This window comes from Polymorphospora sp. NPDC050346 (assembly GCF_040655695.1).
In the GTDB taxonomy this organism is placed as follows: domain Bacteria; phylum Actinomycetota; class Actinomycetes; order Mycobacteriales; family Micromonosporaceae; genus Polymorphospora; species Polymorphospora lycopeni.
The window spans coordinates 149,691-173,884 of sequence record NZ_JBFAKM010000010.1 but is presented as its reverse complement, the minus strand read 5'-3'; the positions used below and the strand labels follow the sequence as shown (position 1 = coordinate 173,884).

Here is a 24,194-nt window from a genome sequence, read left to right as displayed (position 1 = left end):
TCCTCTCCGGTTCCGGGCCACGCCCGGGCGGGCCAGCGGTCTCAGTCGCCGGCCGGGACGGGCTCGCGCCGCAGTTCGATACGCGACGCGGAGACGACCCGGCCGCCGGCCACCACGACCTCGGTCGGCACCGGGTGGCTGAGGAAGCCGAGCAGGCTGGCGCTCAGCCCGTACGCGCCGACGTTCGGAATGGCCAGGACGTCGCCCGGGGCGAGCCCCGGCAGGCCGAGCCCGTGGCCGAGCATGTCGAGCGGGGTGCACAGCGGCCCGGCCAGGTCGACCCCGGCGTCGTCGGCCTCCTTCGCCACGGCCTGGATCGGCTGGGCGGAGGTCGGCAGCAGCCGGCGCAGGCCGGACAGGCCGCCGAGGTGGTTGATGCCGGCGTCGAGGACGGCGAACCGGCGCCCGTGGCTGTCCTTGACGTCGAGCACCGTGGTCAGCAGGGTGCCGGACGTCCCGACCAGGTGCCGCCCGGTCTCGACGGCGATCCGCGGGTCGCCGTCGCGCCACCCGGCGACCCGGTCGTCGAGTTCGGCGGTGAGGGCGGCGGCCAGCCCGGGGTAGCCGACCCGCTCCCCCGGCCGGGCGTACGGTGCGGCGAAGCCGCCGCCGATGTCGAGGACCTCCAGCGGCAGGCCCTTCTCCCGCAGCCAGGCGGCGGTGCGGATGCTGCCGCACAGCTCGGCGACGAGGGCCTCCTCGGTGGCCGCGTTGGTGATCGAGTAGAAGTGCGCGCCCCGGACGGTCACCGCGGGGCAGCGTGCCGCCGTGTCCAGCAGTGCCGGTACGTCGGCGAGATCGACGCCGAACTGGCTGGCCGTGCCGGTCATCCGCAGTCCGGAGCCGCCGGCCGCGGCCCCGTTGACCCGGACCAGGCAGTCGACCCGGACACCGTGCCCGGTGGCGGCGGTGTCGAGACGGCGCAGGTCGGTGCGGGACTCGACGGAGAAGACCCGGACCCCCCGGTCGAGCGCGTACGCGACGGCCCCGGGCGTCTTGCCCGGCCCGGTGTAGAGGCAGTCCGCCGGGTCGGCGCCGGCGCTGAGGGCGACGTCGACCTCGCCTGACGAGGTGATCTCGGGATGGCAGCCCGCCGACACCAGGGCCGCCACCAGCGCCGGATGCGGGTTCGCCTTCAGCGAGTAGTAGACGCGGGTGCCGGTGGGCAGGCTGGCCGAGAGGTCCCCCAGCGCGCGGGTCACCTCGTCCAGGTCGTAGACGTAGGCCGGGGTGCCGAACCGGCGGGCGAGCGCCGCGTGGTCGGGTGCGGCGACCGTGGTCGGGGCCGCCGGGTGGCCGGCCCGGTCGCCGGCTCCGGTGACGTCGGCCGGTCGTACGCCGTTCGGGGTCATGCCGGTAGCTCCTCGGTACGCCGCCGCAGGACGGCCCGGTCGATCTTGCCGTTGCCGGTGACCGGCAGCCGGTCCACCAAATGGCAGGAGTCCGGGCGACGGGCCGGGTCGAGCCACTGCCCGAGCTGGCGCAGGACGTCGTCGGCGGTGACCGTGCCGGTGACGTAGACGTCGAGCCGGTCACCGTCGGCGTCGTGCACCGCCGCGCACTGGCTGACGCCGGGGACCCGGCTGACCGCCGACTCGATCTCGATGAGGCTGACCCGCAGGCCGCGCCGCTTCACGATGTCGTCGCGCCGGCCGGTGAAGTAGAGGTGGCCGTCCGCGTCGAGGTAGCCGTAGTCGCCGGTGTGCAGCCGGCGTTCGCCGGTGCGGGGATCGGCCCGGAACCGGGCGGCGGTCAGTTCGGGCGCCCGCCAGTAGCCGGTCATCACGTGCGGGCCACGGACCACGATCTCGCCGACCTCGCCGGCCGGGGCCGGGGTGCCGGCCTCGGTCAGGATCTGCACCTGGGTGCCGGGCAGCGGCCGACCGACGGAGTTCGGGCGGGTCAGGTCGCCGTCGGGTTCGCCGATGGTGACCCGCTTGCACTCGGTGATGCCGAACATCAGGCAGATCCGCGCGTCCGGGTAGGCCCGCCGCAGCCGGTCGATGCTCTGCGCGGACATCGCCGCGCCGGTGTTGGTGAACAGCCGGACCGGGCTCGGCGCGGGTTGCGGTGCGCCGGGGCGTACGCGTTCGGCGAGCGCGGTGAGGGTGGCCGCGATCGAGGGCACCAGCGGCACCACCGTGGCTCCGGCGGCGCGGATCTGGCGGTCCAGGGTCAGGTCCGGCCCCGAGTCGCTGAAGACGACCGACGCGGTGCTGAGCGCCGCGAGGAACACCTGGTAGAGGCCGTAGTCGAAGGACAGCGGCAGCCGGACGAAGACGACGTCGTCGGCGCGGTAGCCGAGGCGTTCGGCGATGGCCAGCGTCGCGAAGTGGACCTGCGCGTGGCTCGACGTCACCGCCTTCGGCCGCGACGTGCTGCCCGAGGTGTAGATCATGAGGCAGAGGTCGGCGGGAATGGTGTCCGCTTCCGGCGCGTCGGCGACGGTGCCGGTGCCGTCCAGGCGCGTCCACACTTCGGTGACGCCGACGGCGGCCCGGCCACCGACGCTCGCCCAGCCGTCGGTGTCGCCGTCCTCCAGCACCACGACCGCCGGGTCGGCGTCGGCGACCAGGTCGGCGAGCAGGAACGGCTTGAGGTCGCGGTGCACCGGTACGGCGATCGCCCCGGCCCGCGACGCGCCGAAGACCATGGCCACCTGCTCGCGGCGGTTCGCCGTACGCAGCAGCACCCGGTCGCCGGGCCGTACGCCCCGCTCGCGCAGCCAGTGGGCGAACCGCCGGCTGTGGTCGGCCAGTTCGGCGTACGACCAGCCGCCCCGCTCGTCGCGTACGGCGGGGGCGTCCGGGCGCCGCCGGGCGGCATCGTCCAGGATGGAGTGCAGCCGTACACCCCAGGGAGCACCGTCCCGCGTCGGCTCACCCATACTGCGCCATCAGTTCGTTCATCAGGTCGACGAAGTCCTGGTGGTGCTCGACCCGGGTCTGGTGCCCGCCACGCAGGCAGTGGGTGCTCACGCTGCCGATCTCCTTGGCGTATTCCTCGACGTACTGCCACGGGGTCAGCAGGTCGGCGGAGGACCCCACCAGGTGGACCGGGCAGCGGTAGGTGTCCGGCCCGTCGCGGCCGAGCCGGAAGAAGTCCTCCAGCGCGCCGATCAGCGCGAGCACGGCTTCCGGGCGCCGGCCGTACTGGCCGGCGAACGCCTTCATGGTGACGTCGAAGTGCCGGGTGTGCCGGCAGACGAAGTCCGGGGAGAAGATCTGCAGCAGCACCGTCCGGACGAACAGGTCGGTCTCGCCCTTGGCGATCAGTTCGCTCCAGGTGGCCAGGCGGCGGAGCTGGTATTCGGCCAGCCGGTGCGAACCCACCCCGCCGAGGATGATCGCCCGGAAGTCGACGCCCATCTCCAGGTGCAGGTAGCGGCAGACGTTGCCGCCGAAGGAGTAGCCGTGCACCACGCAGTCGGCGGGATCGACGCCGATGCTGTCGAGGTAGGCGGCGGTGTATCTCGCGTAGTGCGCGATCGTGTTCATGTCCGGGTCGGTCGGCGACGAGCCCTGGTTGGGAAACTCGAAGGTCAGCGTCCGGCAGTGCCGGGCGAGCTGGGCGACCGTGGGGTCCCAGCTGTCCCGGGACTGGAAGTGCCCGTTGATCAACAGCAGCGGGGTGCCCTGGCCGCGTTCCTGATGACGAAGGGTCGTCAGGTCCATCAGCCCGCCGCCCGCAGCCGGGCCACGACCGCCCACAGCCGCTCGGCGCTGGCGAACGTCTCGAAGTTCATCTCGCTGTCCGGGAACGAGATCCCGTAGACGGACTCCAGGTCGATCAGCAACCCCACCATCTCCAGCGAGTCGAGGCCCAACTCGACCAGGCTCGCGTCCGGCGCCAGCGGGTCATCCGCGGCAAGCAGCTTCAGATGCTTGCGAAGCACCGTGATGAAGGTGTCGTCCCACGCCCGCTCCACCATCGATCTCCCTGCTCGCCCTGTCCCGCCCGGTCACCGACCGGGCGGTCGACCCTACGGTCCGCGGTTCACCGACGGTCCGCGGTTCGCCCTACTACCCGCGGTTCACCCTACGACCTGCGGTGATTGACATCGATCGGCTGGTTGACCAGGATCGTGATGCCACCGGACCATTGCGGACCGCGACAAGCATGCCACAGTGGAATCGACGGGCGTGAACGGAATCGACGGGCGCTGACGGGTTCGGCGGGCGTCGACCCGAAGCGCCGGTCCGGCCCGGTCCAGCCAGCGAAGGAAGGCCCGCACGTGCAGACAACTGGGGATCCGGCTGCCCCGTCGGCCACCGGCGCCGACCAGGGGACCGAGCGGCCCGGCGACTGGCCGTCCGCGTTCGAGGAGGCGGTCGTCGCGATGCTGCCGGAGGTCCCGGGCGGCCACCGGATAGCGCCGGACACCGACCTCGCCGCGCTCGGCCTGGACAGCCTCGGCCGGACCGGGCTGGTGCTGCTCCTGCAGGACGAGTGGGACGTGGAGTTTCCCGACGAGGTCCTGATCGGCAAGAACTTCGAGACCCCGGCGACGCTGTGGGCGGCCGTCTCCCCGTTCCTTCCCGAGGGCCGCTGACCCGGTGCGCCAGCGGCTTCGGCAGGCGCTGTGCCGGGACGGCTACCTGTTCCCCACCGCCGTCGCCGGCCTGTACGGCCGGGACGGGCGCTTCGAGAGCCTGGTGGATGCCGTCGGCTCGGCCGTCTCGGCGATGGCCGCCGAGGTCGGCGCGACGGTGGTCCGGTATCCGCCGGCGGTCGCCGTCGACGAACTGCACCGGGTCGGCTACCTGCGCTCGTTCCCACACCTGGCCGGCACGATCAGCGTCTGCGCCGACACCACGGGCCGCGAGACGGCGGTCGCCGCCCGACTGCACCGCGACGGCGCGTGGGAGGAGCTGCTGCGGCCGTCGGAGCTGGCACCGTGCCCGGCCGCCTGCTACCCGGTCTACCCCCACCTCGCCGGCCGTGACGTCGGCGGCGGCGCGTGGTACGACACGATGGGCTACTGCTTCCGGCGGGAGCCGAGCGACGACCCCTTCCGGATGCAAATGTTCCGGATGCACGAGATCGTCTGCGTCGGCGACCGGGCCACGGTCGACCGGTTCCTGGCCCGGGCCCACGACTTCGCCGGGCGGCTGTTCACCGGCTTCGGCCTGACCGTCACGCGGGCGGTCGCCACCGACCCGTTCTTCGGCTCCGGCGGCCGGATGCTCGCCCGCGAGCAGCTCGAACGCGATCTCAAGCAGGAGTACGTCTGCCCGACCGACGACGGCGGCGTCGCGCTGGCCTCGGTCAACGACCACGAGACGCACTTCACCCGCCCGTACGGCGTCACCGGCGGCGACGGGCAGCCGGCAGTCTCGGCGTGCGTGGGGTTCGGGCTGGAACGGGTCGTCCTGGCCGCGTTCCTCCAGCACGGCCCGAGCCCGCGGGACTGGCCGGAGGTCACCCGCCGGGCGTTCGGTGCCGGCCGGCCGGACCGGGCGACCGACGACGGTGCCGCGGAGGACCGGTGACCGGCGGGCCGGCCGCCGCAGAGGCCGCCCGGCGGGCGGCGGTGGTCCTGCGCCGGCACGCCGACGACGTCGACCGGCAGGGCCGCTTCCCGCACGAGTCGGTGGCGGCGTTGCGGGACGAGGGGCTGCTCGCCGCACTGATCCCCGGCGACCTCGGCGGCGGCGGGCTGACCGTCGCCGAGGTCGCCGACGTCTGCACGATCCTGGGAAAGTCCTGCGCGTCGACGGCGATGATCTTCGCGATGCACCAGATCCAGGTCGCGTGCCTCGTCGCGCACGGCGGGGCGCCCGGCCGCGACTTCCTGCGCCTCGCCGCCGCCGGGCAGTTGCTCGTCGCGTCCGGGACCTCCGAGGACGGGCACGGCGGCGACATCCGCTCCAGCACCGCCGCCGTCGAAGCCGACGGCGACCACGTCCGGCTGCGCAAGCACGTCGGCACCATGTCGTACGGGGAGCAGGCCGACGCCCTGCTGGTCACCGCCCGCCGCGGCCCCGACACGGCCGGCACCGACCAGGTCCTCGTCCTGTTGCGCCGTACGGACCCACCGGCCGGCGAGTGGACGAAGGTCGGGGCGACCCGGCCGTGGAACGCCCTCGGCCTGCGCGGAACCGCCAGCGTCGGCGCCACCGTCGACGCCCGGGCGGCGGCCGGCGGCGTCCTGCCGGCCGCGTTCGCGGAGATCCTCGCCGCGACCATGTTCCCGGTCAGCCACGTGCTGTGGTCGGCGGTGTGGCTGGGCATCGCCGCCGACGCGCTGGAGACCGCGGGCCGGCACCTGCGTCGGCCGGGCCGTGGGCAACGCGCGCTGCCGCCGGGCTACACCGAGCAGGTCGCGGCCTTCTACGAGTTGGACGGGTTCTGCCGGCGGCAGGCGGCGGCGGTGTCGGTCCGGCCGGATGGTGGTACGGCCGGACCGACCGCCGGGCTCCGCGGCGCCGTCGAGCTGAACAGCCTGAAGGTCCGCGTGTCCCGTGGGGTGGTGGACATCGTCGTCGGCGCGATGGCCGCGGTCGGGTTGGACGCCTACCTGCTGGACACCGACGTCGCCCTCGGCCGTCAGCTACGGGACGCGATGAGCGCGCCGTTGATGATCCGCAACGACCGCCTGCTGGACAACGTCGGCGACTCGCTGCGGATCCTCAAAACGCTGTTCTGACCCGGTCCGTCAATCCCGGCGGCGGAACTCCAGGCCGTCGAACGTCCCCGTCGCGCGCCACTGCCCGATGAAGCGGAAGAACGCCTGGGCGCCCTGCGGATATCCGACGAAGAACGCCCGCCGGGGGCCGGAGTCCTGGCCCTCGTTGTTGTAGGAGCCGGGCGTGCAGTCGGCCGATCCGACGTTGCTGGTCGATCCCAGCAGCAGCTCCATCCAGGCGTCCTCGGCCTCGCGGGTCACCTCGACCTCGTCGTGGCCGTGCTCGAGGGCGTGCCGGACGATGCCGGTGATGGTCGTCCCCGACTCGGTCAGGTTGTGCGGGATGTTGGCGATCAGGCGGGCGCCGTGCGAGGGCTGCACGAAGAACGCGTTGGGGAACCCGTGCACGTGGATGCCGTGCAGGGTACGCATTCCCTCACCCCAGTAGTCCGACAGTCGCCCGTCGCGTCCGGTCATGTCGAAGCCGCCACGTTCGGTGAACGGGGTGCTGACCTCGAACCCGGTCGCGTAGACGATGCAGTCCACCGGGTGCTCGACACCGCCGGCGACGATCCCGGTCGCGGTGATCCGTTCGACGCCGCGCCCGTCGGTGTCGACCAGGTGGGTGTTGGGCCGGTTGAACGACTGGAGGTATTCGTCGGAGAAGCACGGTCGCTTGCAGAGCTGCCGGTACCACGCCTTGAGCCGCCGCGCCGTCTCCGGGTCGTCGACGACGGTGTCGACCCGGGCGCGGATCTCCTCCATCTTCTCGAAGTCCGCGTCCTCGTACGCGGCGTTGATGCCGTCGCGGGTCAGTTGGGTGCGGGGCAGCTTGCGGATCCGGTCGCGGGCCCGGCGGGCGAGATCGGTCCACGCGTCCATCACCAGGTCCTCGCGTGCGGAACCGGTCTGGTTCGCGGTGAAGTTCTCCAGCCAGCGTTGCTGCCAGCCGGGTGTGGCGATCTCGGCGAACCAGGCCGGGTCGGTGGGCCGGTTGCCGCGTTCGTCCACAGAGGACGGCGTCCGCTGGAAGACGAGGAGTTCGGCGGCGTCGCGGGCCAGGGGCGGCACGCACTGCACGGCGGTGGCACCGGTGCCGATGACGGCGACGCGCTTGTCCCGCAGCCGGTCCATGGGTGCGCCGAGCGGGTCGCCGCCGGTGTATTCGTAGTCCCAGCGGCTGGTGTGGAAGCTGTGCCCGCCGAACGTCTTCAGCCCCGGGATGCGGGGGATCTTCGGTACGTGCAGCGGCCCGGTCCCGAGTGCGACGAACCGGGCGGTGAACTCGTCGCCCCGGTCCGTGCGCACGATCCACCGCGAGTGGTCGCCGTCCCACCGCAGGTCCGTCACCTGGGTGTGGAAGAGCGCGTCGGCGTAGAGGTCGAAGTGCTTGCCGATGCGCCGGCAGTGCTCCAGGATCTCCGGCCCGTGCGCGTACTTCTCCGACGGCATGTAGCCGGTCTCTTCGAGCAGTGGCATGTAGACGAACGAGGCGGTGTCGCACTGCACGCCCGGGTACCGGTTCCAGTACCAGGCGCCGCCGAAGTCGCCGCCCTTCTCTACGATCCGGACCGAGTCGACGCCGGCCTGCTTGAGCTGGGCGCAGGTGGCCAGGCCGGCGAAGCCGCCACCGATGAAGGCGACGGTGACGTGGTCGCGTTTCGGCGGACGTGGCGTGACCGGGGTGAACGGATCCGGGCGGCTGTCTTCCCACCGGCGGTACTGCAGCGGCCCGTCCGGCCGTAGCCGCTTGTCACGCTCCAGTGCGTACCGGCGCTTCAGCGCTTCCTTGTCGGTCATCGGTCGTTCCCCTGTCGACATGAGACATCCGGCCGGTGTCGTGGCGGTGTGGTCGGTCCGGGCTTACCGGTATCAGACCAGTTCCTCGACATCAAGCCCCCACCAGGCGTCGTTCCAGGCGTGGTAGCCGTAGCGGATCTCCGCGGCCCTGGCCCGTACCTGTTCCTCGACCGCGTTCTGCCGGCCGCCGTTGCGCAGCACCCGGGCCACCAGCCCGGCCACCTCCGCGATCACCGGTGGGTCCATGCCGAGGGTGGTGACCGCCGCCGTGCCCAGGCGCAGCCCGCTGGGTCGGCGGGGGCTACTCGGGTCGTTGGGGATCTGGTTGCCGTTGCTGAGGATGCCGGCCGCCGAGAGCCACTGCGCCGCCACGTCGCCGGTCACCCCGAGGGGGCGTACGTCGGCCAGGCAGGCGTGGTTCTCGGTCCCGTCGGTGACCAGGTCGAAGCCCCACAGCACGAGGTTGTCGGCGAGGCAGCGGCTGTTCTCCACGACCTGCCTGGTGTAGGCCCGGAACGAGTCGGTCAGCGCCTCGCCGAGCGCGGCGGCGATGCCGGCCACGATCCGCACGTTCGTCCCACCCTGGCAGATGGGATAGACGGCCCGGTCGACCTTGTCGGCCAGTGCGGCCGTGCTCAGGATGAGTCCGGCGCGGGGACCGCGCAGGGTCTTGTAGGTCGCGGCGGTCATGATGTCGACGTGCGGTGCCGGGCTGGGAATCGCGCCGCCGGCGATGAGCCCGGCCGACTGGGAGATGTCGGCGATGAGCACGGCACCGACCTCGTCGGCGATGTCACGCAGCGCGCGGAAGTCCCACAGCCGGGGATACGAGGTGTCGCCGCAGAAGATGGCGCGGGGCCGCTCCCGGTGGGCGAGGGCGCGGATCATGTCGTGGTCGAGCCGGCCGGTGTCGGGCCGCAGGCCGTACGGGACCACCCGGAACATCCGGCCGATGAGGTGCAGCGAGCCGCCGGTGGAGTAGTGGCCGCCCGCGGCGGTCTGCAGGCCCAGGACCGGGTCGCCGGGCTGGAGTACGGCCAGCGCCGCCGCGAGGTTGGCCATGGTGCCCCGGTAGGGCTGGACGTTGGCGTGCTCGCTGCCGAAGAGGCGGCAGGCCCGCTCGACGGCGAGCCGCTCGATGGCGTCGGACACCGCCTGCCCCTGGTGGTAGCGGCGGCCCGGGTATCCCTCGCAGTGCACCGCTTCGAGCGCGGGGTGCATGGCGGCCCGCACCGCCGGGGTCAGGTAGTTCGCCGCGGCGATCAGGTTGATGGTGGTGGACTGCCGGGTCAGCTCCTCTTCGATCATCCGGGCGATGGTCGCGTCCGCGCCTCTCAGCGCCGAGACGTCGTCGACTCCTGACACAGGCTCACCCACTCAGCCACCGTCCCACTCAATGATGATCTTCATTGCGCATTAACCAATGTAACTCATGTGGACGGCCATCAAATGAGCCGAGGGAGAGGCCGCCGACGGCGAGGTGGACAGCGTCGGCTATCCATATCGGGCAAAACTGGTGACAGTCGGCGGGATCGCTCCCACGCCGGCCAGCAGTCGCATTAACGCGAGCCCGGACGCGTCGACAAAGGCGGGCTGTCCGTCCACACAAATTGGATCGGAGATGCCTGGAATCTTGACCGTTCAGCCGATTCCGGGATGAAATGCGGTCGGCCGGCGCTACGCCGTCGCCGGTTCCGCCGCGGTCACCCGACCGGTCGACCGCCAGAACATCCAGCCACACAGGAACGGCACGGTCAGGCCGTGCGCGCCGAGGACCGAGCAGACGTGCGTCCGGTGGTCGTTGCCGTGCTGGAGGGCCTCCAGGAGCACCAGCGGCCGCGCCCCGGTCACCTCGGGCCACGGGCCGCGCGGCGGCAACGTGACCTCCATCTCCTCCCGGCGCCGCAGCACGTCGCGCCACCGCTCGCTCTGCCCGGCCCACACCGCGTGCAACTCGGCGAGCGTGAAGGACTCCTCCTCGACCACCGGCACCTCGGCCGCCTCGCCGGTGAGCCGCCGCAGGAGCCGCTGGTCCTCGGCGATGATGTGGGTGATCGTCGGCACGATGGCGCCGTACGTGCCCGGCGTCGAGAGAGCGAGCTGTTCGGGCGTCAACGTCTGGCAATGCTCGATGAGCGCCCGGGTGGCCCAGATGTGATGCTCGAAGAGGATCTCGAAGTCTCCCACCCGGCCATGCTATTCACGCCGCGACGGACGGTGCAAGCACGGCCCTCGATCAGACGGCGCCCGAATCCGGCACTTTCCGCTCACGCCCGGTGCGCAAAACTTGTTTCCGGCCCGAGAACTGGACGAGGAAACCGCCGGCAAACTCGCTTATCGGCAATGGAGCGTCCGTCGAAATGATTTCGACGCGACGAGTGGCGCCTTTCGTCTCATCGGGACACCGGCACCTGGCGCCCGGTGCCGTGGTCGATGACCGGCAGCGTCTCCCACCGCCCCAGGTCCGCGTCCGGGCCCACAGGCCCCCGGCACAGGGTGTAGTGGTCGGGCGCGACGACGCCGGGCTCGTCCGGCAGCGCCGCGACCACCCGCCGGTGCAGGTCCGGCAGCGGTTCGGGGGTCGTCGCCCCGTCGACGGCGACGTAGACCTCCAGGTCGACGACCTGCTCCGCGCCGGCCGCCGGTCGGCACGCGACCGTCACCGCGGTGCCGGGCAGCAGGCCGGCGACCAGCCGCCGCACCGCCTCCGGCCGGGTCCAGCCGGCCCGGGTACGAACCCAGTCCGGGCCCCGTACGACCGGCGCGACCCCGCACAGCCTGGCCACGTCGGCGACCGACAACTCCTCGTGCACGGCGGTGCAGACGACCAGCTCCAGGCCACGCAGGAACCGCTCCCCGACCGGCGGGGGCAGGTAGCGCCCGTCGGCCAGCAGGACCAGCCCGCACCGGTCCGGCTCGGGCCGGTTGAAGCTCAGCATGAACTTCATGTCGTGCCGGGGCAGCGACTCGAACCGGCTGAAGGTGCTCGCGGCCCGCAGCCCGGCCAGCTCGGCCGGGTCCGGAACCGTGGCCGGCGGCGCCCAGTCGCGGTCGCGGCGCGCGTCGTTGAAGTACGCCGACAGGTCGAAGCGCAGGCCACGGGCGAGCCCGACCTCCGCCTGCCGCGCGACCAGGTCGTCGAGGTGATACTGGCCGTTGCGGTAGCCGCGTACGGCCGCCGGGAACGCCTGGCGGAAGGCCGCCGACAGCGCGACGTCCTGTCGTGGCAGCACGAACAGGCCGTCCTGCGCGGTGGGTGCCCGCAGGGCACGTAGCCGGTCGTCGAAGCGGTTACCGGTGATCAACTGGAGCACCGCGGCGTCCTGGCCGGAGTAGGCGGCCAGCCACAGCGCGGTGACCGTCAGCAGCACCGTCGAGATGGAGGTGTTGGAGCGGGCGGCGAGGATCGGCGTCGCGACCGCGACCGCCGGGGACACCATGCGGTAGCGGTGGATCGGCGGCCCGGCGGCCGGCACCGGCGCGAAGTCGAACATGGTCGCGGGCGCGGCGTGCAGCCGGTCCCCCCAGTGCCGCAGCGCCCCCGCCGCCAGCTGCCGGCCGGCCTCCGAGCGCTCGAACTCGAACTGTTCCAGCGGCGACCAGGCGGTGTCGGGCTCGGCGGCCGGCGCGGGCTCGGCGCCGAGCAGCACCCGCAGGTCCTCGGCCAGGCTCTCCACCGCCCAGTTGTCGACCGCCACGTGCGAGGCGACCATGACGACCGCCACGACCTGCTCCGCCGGGGAGAGCACGGCGGCGAACCGGACCGGCCACACCGAGGTCAGGTCGAAGCTGTCGGCGGTCAGCGTCCCGGCGATGTCGGCGGCGTGGGCGGCGGCGTCGGCGCCGTCCGGCAGCGGGTGGAAGGCGACCGCCATCTCACCGGTGCCGGCGATCCGCTGCTCGCCGTCGACGAAGTGCGTACGCAGCGACGAGTGCCGTTCGACGAGGGCGCGTACGGCGTCGAGGAACCGCGCGCCGCTCACCGGCCGGGCCAGCTCGAACGACCGGCTGAGGTTGAACGACGCGGTGGCGTCGCCGAACCACTGCAACGGCTTCCAGATGGCGTACTGGCCCCAGGTCAGCGGGGCGGTGACGGACTCACCGGCGTCGAACGTCAGGTGACGGATCGGCATGGCGCACATGATGTCCCCGGTCGTCGCATCGGCGGGCGTCGTTGATGATCCAGCGGGTCCTGGAGCGTACCGTCGCGCCCGGACCGGGGTCAACGAGTCGCGTCGCCGGCCGTTCCGGCGAGGCGGCACGACGTCCCGGTGATGCGGTATCGTCCGTCCGATAGCCACGCGTCGATCGCGCCGGCCGCCGGCGTGGCACCACGTTCCGGCGAGCAGCATCAGAGTGACGTCCCGCAGAAGTGACGTTCCCGAGCGGCGACGCTCCGAAGAGGACGGTGGGCACCGCACGACGTCGCCGTTCCGGCCGGCGCCCGACGACGGCCACCGCCACCGATCACGTTCTGGAGACGGAATTGCGAAACGACGCCCCAGCCCATCCCCGGCGGCGTGACCGGATCAGGCAGGGGATCGTCCATGCCGGCGCGATCGCCCGGCCCCGGTGGGAGATCGCGAAACTGATCCCGACGGCCGGCTGGCCGCTGACCGTCGCCCTCACCCTGTTCAACGTCGTGTTCGGGCTGCTGCCGGTGGCGTTCGTCGTCGCGACGAGCGTCCTGCTCGGCCAGGTGCCCGCCGCGGTGGCCGGCGGCGCCGACTCGGCGGCGTGGGCCGACATGATGCTCGCCTTCTGGATCGCCGCCGCGGCGTTCGTCGGCCAGCAGGTGCTCGCCCCGTTGCAGAGCGCCCTCGGCGAACTCGTGGCCCGGCGGGTCGACGGCAAGGTGACCCGGATGCTGATGGCGGCCTCGCTGCGCAGCCCGACCGTCGCACCGCTGGAGAACCAGCGGCTGCTCAACGAGCTCGGCGACGCCGGCCGCGAACTCGAACACGGCTTCACCAGCCCCGGCAAGGCGTGCGCCGGACTGCTCGCCCTCGTCGCCCGGTACGTGCAACTCGCCGGCCACGTCGTACTGATCGGGTTGTTCTTCTCGTGGCTGATGGGCGTCGCGGTCGCCGCCGTGGTCATGTTCCTGCGCCACGGACAGCGCGGCGGGCTACGCAGATACTCGCAGGTGGGGCGCGTCATCGCGGCCGACCGTCGGCGCAGCGACTACCTGCGCGACGTGGGCGCCGGCGCACCGGGCGGCAAGGAGATCCGGGTCTTCGGGCTGGCCGGCTGGCTGGCCGACCGCTACCGCGACGGATACATGAAGTGGATCGTGCTGGTCTGGGCGGCCCGGCGCCGGGTCTTCCTCAAGCCGCACCTGTGGATGGCCGCCGCCGCCCTTCTGGTCACCGCGGCGCTGCTCGGATCGGTCGGCGCGGAGGCGGCCGGGGCGCTGCCGCTGACGAACCTGGTCGTCACCCTTCAGGCGGTCCTGGCGGCGCTGCGCCTCGGCGAGCAGTACCCGGAGTCCGACGTACCGACCCAGTTCGGGATGAACGCCTACGACGCGGTCCGCACCTTCGACAGCAGCGTCCGGGCGATGACCCCGGCGACCGGCCCGGACGACGGGGACGAGGTCCGGGCCCCGGCCAGCGGCATCCGGTTCGACGGCGTGGGATTCGGCTACCCGGGCGAGAACCGGGCCGTCTTCGACGGGCTGGAGCTGGCCATCCCGGCCGGCCGGTCGACCGCCATCGTCGGTGTCAACGGAGCCGGCAAGACCACCCTCGTCAAGCTCCTCGCCCGGCTGCAGGAACCGACCAAGGGCAGCGTACGCGTCGACGGGGTGGACGTACGCGAGCTGCCGGTCGACGGGTGGCGGCGGCACATCGCCGTCATCTTCCAGGACTACCTGCGCCACGACCTGTCGGCGGCGGAGAACATCGGATTCGGTGCGGTGGAGCACCTGTCCGACCGGGACGGCATCCGCGCCGCCGCCGACGCGGCCGGCATCCTCGACGCCCTCGACCGCCTGCCCAAGGGGCTGGACAGCCCGCTGGCCCGGCACCTCGACGGCGGCGTGGACCTGTCGGGCGGGCAGTGGCAGCGGGTGGCGATCGCCCGGGCGCTGTTCGCGCTGCGCCACGGCGCCTCGATCCTCGTCCTCGACGAGCCCACCGCCAACCTCGACGTGCGCGCGGAAGCCCAGTTCTACGACGAGTTCGTCCGGCTCACCGAGGGGATGACCACGATCCTCGTGTCACACCGGTTCTCCACCGTCCGGCACGCCGACAACATCGTCGTACTCGAACACGGGCGGGTCACCGAACAGGGCTCGCACGACGAACTCGTACGCCTCGGCGGCCGCTACGCCGAACTGTTCCGGTTGCAGGCGAGCCGGTTCACCGACGACGCGAAGGCGGCCTGATGCGGGACCTGTTCTCCACCGCCCGGCAACTGCTGTCGATCTGCTGGCACCAGAACCGGCGCAAGACGATCGTCGCGGTCACGCTGATGATCGCCGGTGCGGTGGCCGCGCCGCTGACCGCGCTCGGCCTGCGCTGGCTGATCGACGCCGCCCTCGACGGCCGGGTGGCCGACGCCGTGTTCGCCGGTGTCACGGTCGCCGCGCTGGCCGTCGCCGCGCTCACCCTGGGCCACTTCGCCCACATCGCACACTTCGAGCTGTCCGAACTGAACGTGGTCCACATGGACCGGGAGATCATCGCCCTGGCGAACGGGTCGCCCGGGCTGGCCCACCACGAGCGGGCCGACTACGCCGACAAGCTGACCGTGCTCCGCCGCGAGATGCAGCAACTGCGCAGCAGCCTGGAGGCGCTGCTCGCCCTCGCCGGGCTGGCCGTGGCGATGGTGCTCACCGCGGTGCTGCTGGCGATGGTCAACCCGTTCCTGCTCCTGCTCCCGCTGGCCGCCGTACCGCCCCTGGTCACCGGGCGGATCGCCGAGCGGATGGTCGACCGGGCCAAGCTGGCCACGGCCCAGGACGACCGGGTGGCCCAGCGCCTGTTCCAGATCACCACCGACGCCGGACCGGCCAAGGAGCTGCGGGTCTTCCGGCTCCAGCGGGAGGTGCTGGCCCGGCACCGGTCGTTGTGGGACGGCGTCACCCGCCGGCTGTGGCGCTCGCACCAGGCGGCGACCCTGGTGCGGACCGCCGGTCAGCTCTGCTTCGCCGCCGGATACGTCGTCTGCATCCTGCTCGTGGTCCGCGACGCGGCCGCCGGCCGGCGCACGGTCGGCGAGGTGGTGCTGTCGATCGCCCTCGCCGCCCAGGTCAACCAGCAGGTGGCCGCGGCCGTGGCCCAGCTGCAGCAGTTCCAGCAGATCACCAACGCCTTCGTACGCCTGAACGAGATGCGCGAACTGATCGACACGGCCGAACCGGTGGCCACCGACAGCGAGCCGCCGACCCGGCTCAGCGAGGGCATCCGGCTGCGTGGTGTCGAGTTCGGCTATCCCGGTGCCGCCGCCCCGGTCCTGCGGGACGTCGACGTGACCCTGCCGGCCGGCACCTCCGTGGCCATCGTCGGCGAGAACGGGGCCGGCAAGAGCACCCTGGTCAAGCTGCTGTGCGGCTTCTACCAGCCGGTCCGGGGCGAGATCCTCGTCGACGGCGTCGAGCTGCGCCGGATCCCGCTCGAACAGTGGCGGTCCCGGATCGCGGCCGGCTTCCAGGACTTCGTCCGCTTCGAGTTCCTGGCCCGGGAGGCCGTCGGCGTCGGCGACCTGCCCCGGATCGCCTCCGGGCCGGCGGTGTCGGCCGCCCTCGAGCGGGCACAGGCGACCGACGTCGTGGACCGGCTCGACCACGGGCTGGAGACCCCGCTCGGCAAGACCCTCCCCCAGGGCACCGAACTGTCCGGCGGGCAGTGGCAGAAGCTCGCGCTCGGCCGGGCGCTGATGCGCGAGGAGCCGCTCCTGCTCGTCCTCGACGAGCCGACGTCGGCGCTGGACGCCGCCGCCGAACACGCGCTGTTCGAGCGGTACGCCGCCCAGTCGCGCGAGCTGGCGGCGAAGACCGGGGCCATCACCGTCTTCGTCTCGCACCGGTTCTCCACCGTCCGGATGGCCGACCTGATCATCGTGGTCGCCGACGGGCGGATCGTGGAGGCCGGCGACCACGCCGCGCTGGTCCGGGCCGGCGGCCTCTACGCGGAGCTGTACGAGCTGCAGGCGGAGGCCTACCGGTGAATCCGGGCGCCCGGCTCAGGTCACTGGGGCGGGAGCGGGCGCACCGGTGACGGTGGCCGGCCAGTGCAGGTCGACGCCGCGCCGGTCCAGTTCGGCCCGGAAGTCCTCGAGCAGCTTCGCGTCGTCGCGTACGGCGTGCGGCGACGTCTGCCGGTCCAGGCAGTAGGCGGCGAGCGCGCCTGCCGCCTCGCCGATCGACCATTCGGCCGGGTGCACCCGGTAGCAGCCGTTGGTGATGTGCGTCGTCCCGATCGCCTTGCCGGCCGCCACCACGTTCGTGACCCGTCTGGGCAGCAGCGCCCCGAGCGGAATCTCGAACGGGTGCGCGGCCACGTCGAGGTAGCCGTCGCCGCCGGTCGTCGGGTGCAGGTCGATCCGGTAGTGGCCGGTGCCGACCGAGTCGTGGTAGCGCACCGCCCCGGCGTCGCCGCGAACCGCGACGGACAGGTCCTGCTCGGCCGGTGTCGTCACCGCCTCGAGCCGGCGGGCCTCACGGATGTACGGCGCCTGCGCGAAACCGTCGACGGTGCCGGTCACGTCGGGCCGCAGCCGCAGCCCGGGGAAGCCGGTGCCGCCGTCCGGCCGGGGCGCCTCGGTCTGCATCCAGTAGAGGAACGCCTGGCTGAACTCCTTCGCCCGCCGCACGTGCCGCTCGGCGTCCGGCACGTCGAACAGCGGCCCGTCCAGGTAGTCGGTCATCGGCCAGTTGACGATCGTGACGTCGCTGCGCAGCAGGCCGGGCCGGAACGCCTGCCGGTCCAGGATCCGCCGGTAGGTCCACAGTTCCGGGGCGAGCAGCGCCTCCTCCATCGACGTCGTCGCCGTCGCCGGTGGGTTCGGGACGAACCGGCCGGTGACCGGCTCGCCGGTGCGCGGATCGGGGTAGGTCCAGCTGAAGAGCCGGCCGGGCCAGCCCGGCGCCGACTGGTCACGCCAGTGGGCGTAGTCGGCCGGCCGGTCCACGGTGTGGTCGCCGTCGACGTGTTCGAGCGCGAAGCAAACGGTGGCCGCCTGCATGTTCAGCGGCGCCGCCTCGCGGGGCGCGCTCGGCTCGCCGGTCTGCGCCTGCGACTCGGTGCCGGTGCGGTGTTCGATGCCGGCCAGGGCCAGCAACTCGCCGGTCTCGCTGGCCTCCAGCACCAGCCGGGCGCCGATGTGGCGTACGGTGCCGTCGGCCAGCCGTACGGCGACGCCGGTCACCGTGTCCCGGTCGGTGTACGCCCGCTGCAGTTGTGCCCGGGTGTGGATGGTCAGCCGTCCGGCCGCGCACCACGGGGCGGTCATCGCCTGGAGCACGGCCAGCGCCGCGCGGGGTTCGTGGCACAGCGGGCTCACCCAGCCGTTGCCGGGGTTGAGCAGGTCGCCGGCCGTTCCGGACGCCAGCGGGTACCAGTCGCGGTAGTGGCCGCGTACGCCCTGCCGGAAGCGCCGGTAGGCGCGCGTCGAGCCGTACGTCTCGATCCACCGGTGCTCGTCCGGCGGCACCGCCTGCGAGGTGAGCTGCCCGCCGATCCACTCGTACGGCTCCACGACGACGACCCGGGCGCCGCCCTCGCAGGCGGCGAGCGCCGCGGCGATCCCGCCCACTCCCCCGCCGACGACGAGTACGTCGGTGAACTCCTCGACCGTCGTCGTGCCCGTGCCCATCAGCCGCCCTCGCCTCGTCGTGCCGTCAGTGAGAAGTGGTACCGGTCGCCCCGGTAGAACGAGACCGCGCGTTCGATCGCCCGGCCGCGCCCGTCGTAGCCGATGCGGCGTACCTCGAGCAGGGCCGCCGTCGCCGGGATCTCCAGCAGGTCGCACTGCCGCTGTGTCGGTACGACGGCGGCGATCATCTGCTGGGCGACGGTGACCTGGACGCTGTAGCGGTCCTTCATGGTCTCGTAGAGCCCGCCGCCGAGGTCCTCGACCAGCAGTCCCGGGAACAGGTCGGCGGGCAGGTGCACCTCTTCCAGGCACATCGGCGCCCCGTCGGCCAGCCGCAGCCGCTCGATCCGGTAGAGCAGCGACCCTTCGGGCAGGCCGAGTTCGGTGGCCACGGCGTCGCGGGCGACGACCGCGTCGGCGTCGATCATCTTGCTGCTCGGGATGAGGCCACGGGCCCGCATGTCCTCGCTGAACCCGCTGAGGCTGGTGTCCTTGGCGATACGGGTGTCGGAGACGAACGTGCCCTGGCCCCGGATGGTGTAGATCAGGCCGGCGTCGAGCAGTTCACGCAGCGCCTGGCGCAGGGTGGTCCGGCTCACGCCGAGTTCCTCGGCGAGGTCCCGCTCGCGGGGCAGCGCCGCGTGCGGCGCCAGGGCCGAGACGCGGTGCCGCAGTTCGGCGCGGACATGGCTCAGTTTGGTGGTCATCACGGCTCCGCTGTGGGGTGTGGGCAGGCCTGCGCGAACCAGCGCGTGGTGCGGACCGGGTCGGAGATGGCGGTGCCGACGACGACGGCCCACGCGCCCTCGGCGAACGCCGCCGATACCTGGGCACGGGTACGGTACCGCCCCTCCGCGATCACCGGAACCGGACAGTGCCGGGCCAGGGATCCGACCAGGGCGATGTCCGGCCACTCCGGAACCGGCCCGGCGGTGTAGCCGGACAGGGTCGTACCGACCAGGTCGGCTCCGGCGTCCACGGCGGCCAGCGCGGCGTCGAGACTGTCCACGTCGGCCATGAACAGCGCCCCTCCGGCGTGCGCGGCGGCGACCAGGTCGGCGAGCTTCTCCCCGCCGGGCCGGGGGCGGGTGGTGCCGTCCGCCGCGACGATCTGTGCGCCGGCCCGGGTCAGCGCGGTCACGTCGGCCACGGTCGGGGTGATGTAGACGGCGCTGCCGGGCGTGGTGCGCTTGACCAGGCCGATGACCGGCACCCCGAGGTCGACCATGCCGCGTACGTGCGCGATGCCCTGGCCGCGCAGGCCGGCGGCGCCGCCCAGGACGGCCGCCGACGCCATCGCCATCATGTGCGCGGTGTCCACGAACGGGCTGTCGCTGTCCTGGGCCTGGCACGAGACGACCAGCCGTCCACGGATGGCATCGGCCACGTTCATCGGTGTTCCTCTTCTACGACGTCGACCTTTTCCAGGTCGACGTGGACGGTGAGTGCGGCGAGCGGGGTCGGTACGGCCGACCCGTCGGACAGGGCCAGGGCGCCTGCGAGCGGGTCGCTGGCGGCCGGTACCGGCCGGGCCTGCGGCAGGCCGGCGCGCAGCGCGGCGGTGAACGGGGCCAGCAGCAGGTCGCCGGCGCGGAAGAGGCCGCCGGTGCCGGCGACCGGCACCTCGGATTCGACCGGCCCGGTACGACGTACCGCGCCGATCACCGACTCGGCGAGCAGCCGGCCAGCCCGGTCCCAGATCTGGCGGGCGCCGTCGTGGCCGGCGCGGGCCAGGTCGGCGACGGTGGTGGCGAAGGCGGCGACCTGTTCCGGGGTCGGCGGACGGTCGCGCCAGCGGGCCGGCAGCTCGCCGACCGGCCCGAAGGCGGCGGTGACGGCCGCCAGCAGCGGGCCGGACCGGCCACGGTCGCGGTCGCGCAGGGCCAGCCGGATGCCGGCCCGGCCGATCCAGTGCCCGGAGCCGCGGTCGCCGAGGTCGGCGCCCCAGCCGTCGGCGCGGGCGACGGTGGCGCCGACGGCGAGCACCACCACGCCGGTGCCGGCGGCGACGACCGCGCCGGGGACCGGCCCGAGCGCACCGAGGTAGGCGGTGACGCTGTCGTCGGCCACCCGCAGTGTCCCGCGCAGGCCCAGCTCGCGCAGCCCGGCCCGGATCGCGTCCACCCGTGGCGGCTGTCCGTTGAGGCCGGTCATCCCGACCCCGACGCTGACGGGTACGTCCGCGACCGGTCCGAGGTCGGCCAGCGCGGCACGTACCGCCTCGACGATCCGGGTGTCGGGATCGGCGCCCCAGAACCCGCCGGCCTCGGCGCGGCCGGTGTGGGGGCCGTACGTAGCGAGGGCGCGGCAGCCGCCCTGGCCGAGGTCGACCCCGACCCGTACGACGTCGGCGTCCACTACCGCACCGCCCTGTCGAGAGCGACGTCGCCGGACAGGCTCACCTCGGCGTAGTGGCAGGCGACCTCGCGGCCGTCCACCGTCCGCAGTTCCGGCTCGACCTCGGCGCACCGGGGCTGGGCGAGCGGGCACCGGGTCCGGAACCGGCAGCCGGACGGCGGCGAGGCGGGCGAGGGGACCTCGCCGGTGAGGACGATCCGTTCGCGGGGCGGTGCCGCCCAGGGCCGGGGCACCGGGGCCGCCGAGATCAGCGCCCGGGTGTACGGGTGTGCGGGCTGGTCGTACACCGCCGCGGCGGGGCCGGTCTCCACGATCCGGCCGAGGTACATCACGGCGAGGTCGTCGCTGATGTGCCGCACCACGGACAGGTCGTGGGCGATGAACAGGTAGCCGAGGCCGAGGTCCTCGCGCAGGTCGGCGAGCAGGTTGAGGGTCTGCGCCTGTACGGACACGTCGAGGGCGCTGACCGGCTCGTCGCAGACGACGATGCGGGGTGACAGCGCCAGTGCCCGGGCGATGCCGACCCGCTGGCGCTGCCCGCCGGAGAGCTGGTGCGGGTAGCGGTCGGCGACCTCGGCGGCCAGGCCGACCCGGGCGAGCAGGTCGACGGTCCGGTCCGCCCACTCGTGACGCGGCACGAGGTCGCGGTGCGCCCGCCAGCCCTCGGTGACGATGAACGACACCTTCTTGCGCGGGTTCAGCGACGAGTACGGGTCCTGGTACACCATCTGGATCTCGGCGGTCAGCCGGCGCCGCAGGGCCGCGTCGGCGTGGTCGACGCGCTGGCCGTCGTACCAGATCTCGCCGCCGGCCGGGCGGCGCAGGCCGACGATGGTGCGGGCCAGGGTCGACTTGCCGCAGCCGGACTCGCCGACCAGGCCGAGGGTGCGGCCGGCGGTCACGGTGAGGCTGAGCCGGTCGACGGCGGTGACGTCCGGCCCCCGGTTGAACAGGCCGCCGCCGGCGGGATAGGTGATCCGGAGCTGCCTGACCTCAAGCCGCGCCCTTGACGGTGTCGACACCGGTCATCACCTCCTGCGCGTAGTGGCACGCCGCCTCGTGGCCGGTGGCGACGATCCGCAGTGCCGGCCGGTCGGTGCGGCAGTTCGCCCGGGCGACGGGACAGCGGGGATGGAACGGGCAGCCGGTCGGCGGGTGCAGTGGTGACGGCGGCATGCCCTCGATCGGGGTGAGCCGGGTGCCGGGCCGGTCCGGGGCGGGGACCGAGTTCATCAACCCCCGGGTGTACGGGTGGGCCGGTGCGTCGTACACCTCGCGCAGCGGGCCGGACTCGACGACGGTGCCGGCGTACATGACCGCGACCCGGTCGGCGACGTCGGCGACCACGCCGAGGTCGTGGGTGATCAGGATCATCGCCATGCCGTCGGCCTCGCGCAGTTCCCGCAGCAGGTCCATGATCTGCGCCTGCACGGTCACGTCCAGGGCGGTGGTCGGCTCGTCGGCGATGAGCAGCTTGGGCCGCAGCGCGAGCGCCATGGCGATCACGACCCGTTGCCGCATGCCGCCGGAGAACTGGTGCGGGTAGTCGTGCGCCCGTTTCGCGGCGTTGGGGATGCCGACCCGGTCCAGGCCGGCGACGGCCCGTTGCCACGCCTCCCGGCGGGAGAGGCGCTGCCGTACCCGGAAGAGTTCGGCGATCTGCTGGCCGACCCGGACCACCGGGTTGAGCGCGGTCAGCGAGTCCTGGAAGACCATGGCGATCTCGGTCGCGGAGAGTTCCCGGGTACGGCGCACCGGTTTGGCGGAGATCTCCTCACCGGCGTACCGGATGGTGCCGCGTTCGACGCGGGCGCTGTGCCGGGGCAGCAGCGCCATGACGGCGCGTACGGTGACCGACTTGCCGGACCCGGACTCCCCGAGGATCGCCAGTGTCTCGCCCGCGTCGACGTGGAACGAGACGCCGTTGAGCGCCCGGTAGGTGCCCAGCGGGCCGTCGAACGAGACGACGAGGTCGTCGACGGCCAGCAGTGGCTGGCGGGCGGGTGGTGGTGCGACCATCGGGTCCTCCGGGTCCGGGTCGGCGGGATGTGGCGCGGGTGCCGGCTCAGCGCAGCGAGACGCCGGCGAAGTCGGGCAGGTCGTTCGGGGACGGTGTGAACCCTTCGACGCCCTTGCGCAGCACCACGTTGCCGCTGAGGTCGAGCGGGAAGATGCCGACCGCGTCGTCCCAGACGATCTTGCCGGCCTGGGCGTACAGGTCGGCCCGCTTGTCCTGGTCGAGTTCGGCGCGGGCGGCCAGCAGGATGCGGTCGAGTTCGGGGTTGGCGTAGCCGTTGCGGTTGGCCGTCGACAGGTAGAGCCGGGCCAGGGTGAAGTCGGCGTCACCGGTGATGGTGCTGCCGGTGGTCATCGTGCTGTCCCAGTCGAGCTTGAGCAGCTTGTCCAGCCAGGTGGCCCGCTCGAGTTCCTCGGGCTTGACGACGATGCCGACCTTGGCCCAGTCGCTGATCATCGCGTCGGCGAAGGAGTTGCCGTTGGTGCAGCAGCCGGTGCTCCACATCATCGAGGTGCTGAACCCGTTCGGGTAGCCGGCCTCGGTGAGCAGCTGCTTCGCCTTGGCGGGGTCGTAGGCGTACGGGTTCTGCCCGGCGGCGCCGAAGATGGCCTCCGGCAGCGGTCCGGTGGCGGCGGTGCCGGCCTGGTCGAACAGCGAGTCGTTGATCCGGCCGAAGTCGACGGCGTGCCACATCGCCTGCCGGACCCGGGCGTCGGTGAACGGCTCACGGGAGCTGTTGAACCAGATGTAGTAGTTGGCGTACGTGGGGAACGACTCGACGGTCAGCGCGTCGTTGTCGCGCAGGCCGGTCAGCTGGTCCGGCGGCAGCCCCCAGGTCACGTCGATCTCGTTGTTCGAGAGCGCGGTGACTCGGCCGGAGACCTCGGGGATGTAGCGGTACGAGATGGTTTCGAGCTTCGGCTGGTCGCCCCGGTAGTTGTCGTTGCGGGTCAGTTCGACGCTCTGCCCGGCGGTGAACGACGAGACCTTGAACGGTCCGGTGCCGTACGGGGCGTTGAAGAACGCGCTGTCGGCGAGCTTGGCGGCCGGGGCGATCCAGAGCAGGGTGAGGTTGCTCAGCACGGTGCCCAGTTCGCTGCTGGTGTGGATGGTCAGGGTGTGCTTGTCGGGGGTGCCGATCTCGTCGACGGTGGCCCACAGCCCGGCCAGCGGCCCCTTGCCGTCGATCAGCGCCTGCAGCGACGCCTTGGCGTCGGCGCTGGTCATCGGGGTGCCGTCGGCGAACGTGACGTCCTTGCGCAGCACGAACTGCCAGGTCAGCGGGTCGGGGTTGGTCCAGCTCTCGGCGAGCTTGGCGGCGATCTCGCCGTTCTCGCGGACGACCAGGGTCTCGAAGACCTCCTGGACGACGGTGAGGGTGGGCTGGTCGGCCGAGTTCGCCGCGAACGGGTTCAGCGACACCACCGGGGTCGGGTTCGCCACCCGCAGCGTGGTGGCGCCGGTGCCGTCACCGGTGGAGCTGCCGGAGTCGAAGGAGCAGGCGGTCAGTCCGAGCACGCCGGCGAGGGCCAGCGCGCCGAGGCGGGTGGTCAGAGATCTCATGTCGTCCCT

General features: G+C 72.7%; 20 protein-coding genes. 5 read left to right on the top strand and 15 right to left on the bottom strand.

What is annotated here, in order from left to right; all coding sequences use genetic code 11:
- Positions 1 to 41: 41 nt before the first annotated feature.
- From AB0I42_RS13390 to AB0I42_RS13375, 4 genes are read right to left on the bottom strand one after another with little or no spacing between them, the layout of a single operon-like run.
- Positions 42 to 1,352, bottom strand: coding sequence for a type III PLP-dependent enzyme (locus AB0I42_RS13390; protein ID WP_357537077.1), 1,311 nt, complete (start codon positions 1,350 to 1,352; stop codon positions 42 to 44).
- A complete protein-coding gene (locus AB0I42_RS13385) occupies positions 1,349 to 2,887 on the bottom strand; it encodes a class I adenylate-forming enzyme family protein (RefSeq protein WP_357537075.1) in 1,539 nt (512 codons plus the stop codon). The genes AB0I42_RS13390 and AB0I42_RS13385 overlap by 4 nt, the downstream gene beginning before the upstream one ends.
- The gene (locus AB0I42_RS13380) at positions 2,880 to 3,674 is read right to left on the bottom strand and encodes an alpha/beta hydrolase (RefSeq protein WP_357537073.1); all 795 of its coding nucleotides are present in this window, start codon (positions 3,672 to 3,674) and stop codon (positions 2,880 to 2,882) included. The genes AB0I42_RS13385 and AB0I42_RS13380 overlap by 8 nt, the downstream gene beginning before the upstream one ends.
- Entirely contained in the window at positions 3,674 to 3,931 is a 258-nt protein-coding gene (locus AB0I42_RS13375) for a phosphopantetheine-binding protein (RefSeq protein WP_357537071.1), read from the bottom strand. The genes AB0I42_RS13380 and AB0I42_RS13375 overlap by 1 nt, the downstream gene beginning before the upstream one ends.
- A gap of 303 nt (positions 3,932 to 4,234) precedes the next feature.
- Here AB0I42_RS13375 and AB0I42_RS13370 point away from each other — a divergent pair, with 303 nt between their 5' ends.
- The 3 genes from AB0I42_RS13370 to AB0I42_RS13360 are packed head-to-tail and all read left to right on the top strand — an operon-like array spanning position 4,235 to position 6,649.
- Positions 4,235 to 4,552 carry a phosphopantetheine-binding protein gene (locus AB0I42_RS13370; protein ID WP_357537068.1) on the top strand — a complete coding sequence of 106 codons (318 nt, stop codon included), beginning with the start codon at positions 4,235 to 4,237 and terminating at the stop codon, positions 4,550 to 4,552.
- Between the two features lie 4 nt (positions 4,553 to 4,556).
- On the top strand, positions 4,557 to 5,492 hold the full coding sequence (locus AB0I42_RS13365; protein WP_357537066.1) for a hypothetical protein: 936 nt from the start codon (positions 4,557 to 4,559) through the stop codon (positions 5,490 to 5,492).
- Positions 5,489 to 6,649 carry an acyl-CoA dehydrogenase family protein gene (locus AB0I42_RS13360; RefSeq protein WP_357537065.1) on the top strand — a complete coding sequence of 387 codons (1,161 nt, stop codon included), beginning with the start codon at positions 5,489 to 5,491 and terminating at the stop codon, positions 6,647 to 6,649. Before AB0I42_RS13365 ends, AB0I42_RS13360 begins: the two co-directional genes overlap by 4 nt.
- Before the next feature lie 9 nt (positions 6,650 to 6,658).
- Here AB0I42_RS13360 and AB0I42_RS13355 read toward each other — a convergent pair whose 3' ends face one another.
- The 4 genes from AB0I42_RS13355 to AB0I42_RS13340 form a co-directional block, all read right to left on the bottom strand.
- Positions 6,659 to 8,428: an NAD(P)/FAD-dependent oxidoreductase gene (locus AB0I42_RS13355; RefSeq protein ID WP_357537062.1), complete on the bottom strand. Its 1,770-nt coding sequence runs from the start codon at positions 8,426 to 8,428 to the stop codon at positions 6,659 to 6,661.
- Between the two features lie 72 nt (positions 8,429 to 8,500).
- A complete protein-coding gene (locus AB0I42_RS13350) occupies positions 8,501 to 9,805 on the bottom strand; it encodes a serine hydroxymethyltransferase (RefSeq protein WP_357537060.1) in 1,305 nt (434 codons plus the stop codon).
- 300 nt (positions 9,806 to 10,105) lie between these two features.
- Entirely contained in the window at positions 10,106 to 10,615 is a 510-nt protein-coding gene (locus tag AB0I42_RS13345; RefSeq protein ID WP_357537058.1) for a DinB family protein, read from the bottom strand.
- A gap of 206 nt (positions 10,616 to 10,821) precedes the next feature.
- Positions 10,822 to 12,561: a condensation domain-containing protein gene (locus tag AB0I42_RS13340; RefSeq protein ID WP_357537056.1), complete on the bottom strand. Its 1,740-nt coding sequence runs from the start codon at positions 12,559 to 12,561 to the stop codon at positions 10,822 to 10,824.
- A gap of 353 nt (positions 12,562 to 12,914) precedes the next feature.
- On the opposite strand from AB0I42_RS13340, the gene AB0I42_RS13335 reads away from it, so the two are divergent.
- A complete protein-coding gene (locus AB0I42_RS13335) occupies positions 12,915 to 14,816 on the top strand; it encodes an ABC transporter ATP-binding protein (RefSeq protein WP_357537054.1) in 1,902 nt (633 codons plus the stop codon).
- Positions 14,816 to 16,600, top strand: coding sequence for an ABC transporter ATP-binding protein (locus AB0I42_RS13330; protein WP_357537052.1), 1,785 nt, complete (start codon positions 14,816 to 14,818; stop codon positions 16,598 to 16,600). The genes AB0I42_RS13335 and AB0I42_RS13330 overlap by 1 nt, the downstream gene beginning before the upstream one ends.
- Before the next feature lie 15 nt (positions 16,601 to 16,615).
- On the opposite strand, the gene AB0I42_RS13325 is transcribed toward AB0I42_RS13330, so the two are convergent.
- From AB0I42_RS13325 to AB0I42_RS13295, 7 genes are read right to left on the bottom strand one after another with little or no spacing between them, the layout of a single operon-like run.
- Complete coding sequence (locus tag AB0I42_RS13325; protein ID WP_357537050.1) at positions 16,616 to 18,247, bottom strand: FAD-dependent oxidoreductase; 1,632 nt, start codon at positions 18,245 to 18,247, stop codon at positions 16,616 to 16,618.
- Positions 18,247 to 18,954, bottom strand: coding sequence for a GntR family transcriptional regulator (locus tag AB0I42_RS13320; RefSeq protein WP_357537048.1), 708 nt, complete (start codon positions 18,952 to 18,954; stop codon positions 18,247 to 18,249). Before AB0I42_RS13320 ends, AB0I42_RS13325 begins: the two co-directional genes overlap by 1 nt.
- Positions 18,954 to 19,640: a putative N-acetylmannosamine-6-phosphate 2-epimerase gene (locus tag AB0I42_RS13315; RefSeq protein ID WP_357537046.1), complete on the bottom strand. Its 687-nt coding sequence runs from the start codon at positions 19,638 to 19,640 to the stop codon at positions 18,954 to 18,956. Before AB0I42_RS13315 ends, AB0I42_RS13320 begins: the two co-directional genes overlap by 1 nt.
- On the bottom strand, positions 19,637 to 20,605 hold the full coding sequence (locus AB0I42_RS13310; protein WP_357537044.1) for a BadF/BadG/BcrA/BcrD ATPase family protein: 969 nt from the start codon (positions 20,603 to 20,605) through the stop codon (positions 19,637 to 19,639). The genes AB0I42_RS13315 and AB0I42_RS13310 overlap by 4 nt, the downstream gene beginning before the upstream one ends.
- Positions 20,605 to 21,627 (bottom strand): dipeptide ABC transporter ATP-binding protein, encoded by a 1,023-nt coding sequence (locus AB0I42_RS13305; protein ID WP_357537042.1) that lies wholly within the window; start codon positions 21,625 to 21,627, stop codon positions 20,605 to 20,607. The genes AB0I42_RS13310 and AB0I42_RS13305 overlap by 1 nt, the downstream gene beginning before the upstream one ends.
- On the bottom strand, positions 21,599 to 22,624 hold the full coding sequence (locus AB0I42_RS13300; RefSeq protein ID WP_357537039.1) for an ABC transporter ATP-binding protein: 1,026 nt from the start codon (positions 22,622 to 22,624) through the stop codon (positions 21,599 to 21,601). The genes AB0I42_RS13305 and AB0I42_RS13300 overlap by 29 nt, the downstream gene beginning before the upstream one ends.
- A 46-nt stretch (positions 22,625 to 22,670) precedes the next feature.
- On the bottom strand, positions 22,671 to 24,185 hold the full coding sequence (locus AB0I42_RS13295; RefSeq protein ID WP_357537037.1) for an ABC transporter substrate-binding protein: 1,515 nt from the start codon (positions 24,183 to 24,185) through the stop codon (positions 22,671 to 22,673).
- Between the last annotated feature and the right edge of the window lie 9 nt (positions 24,186 to 24,194).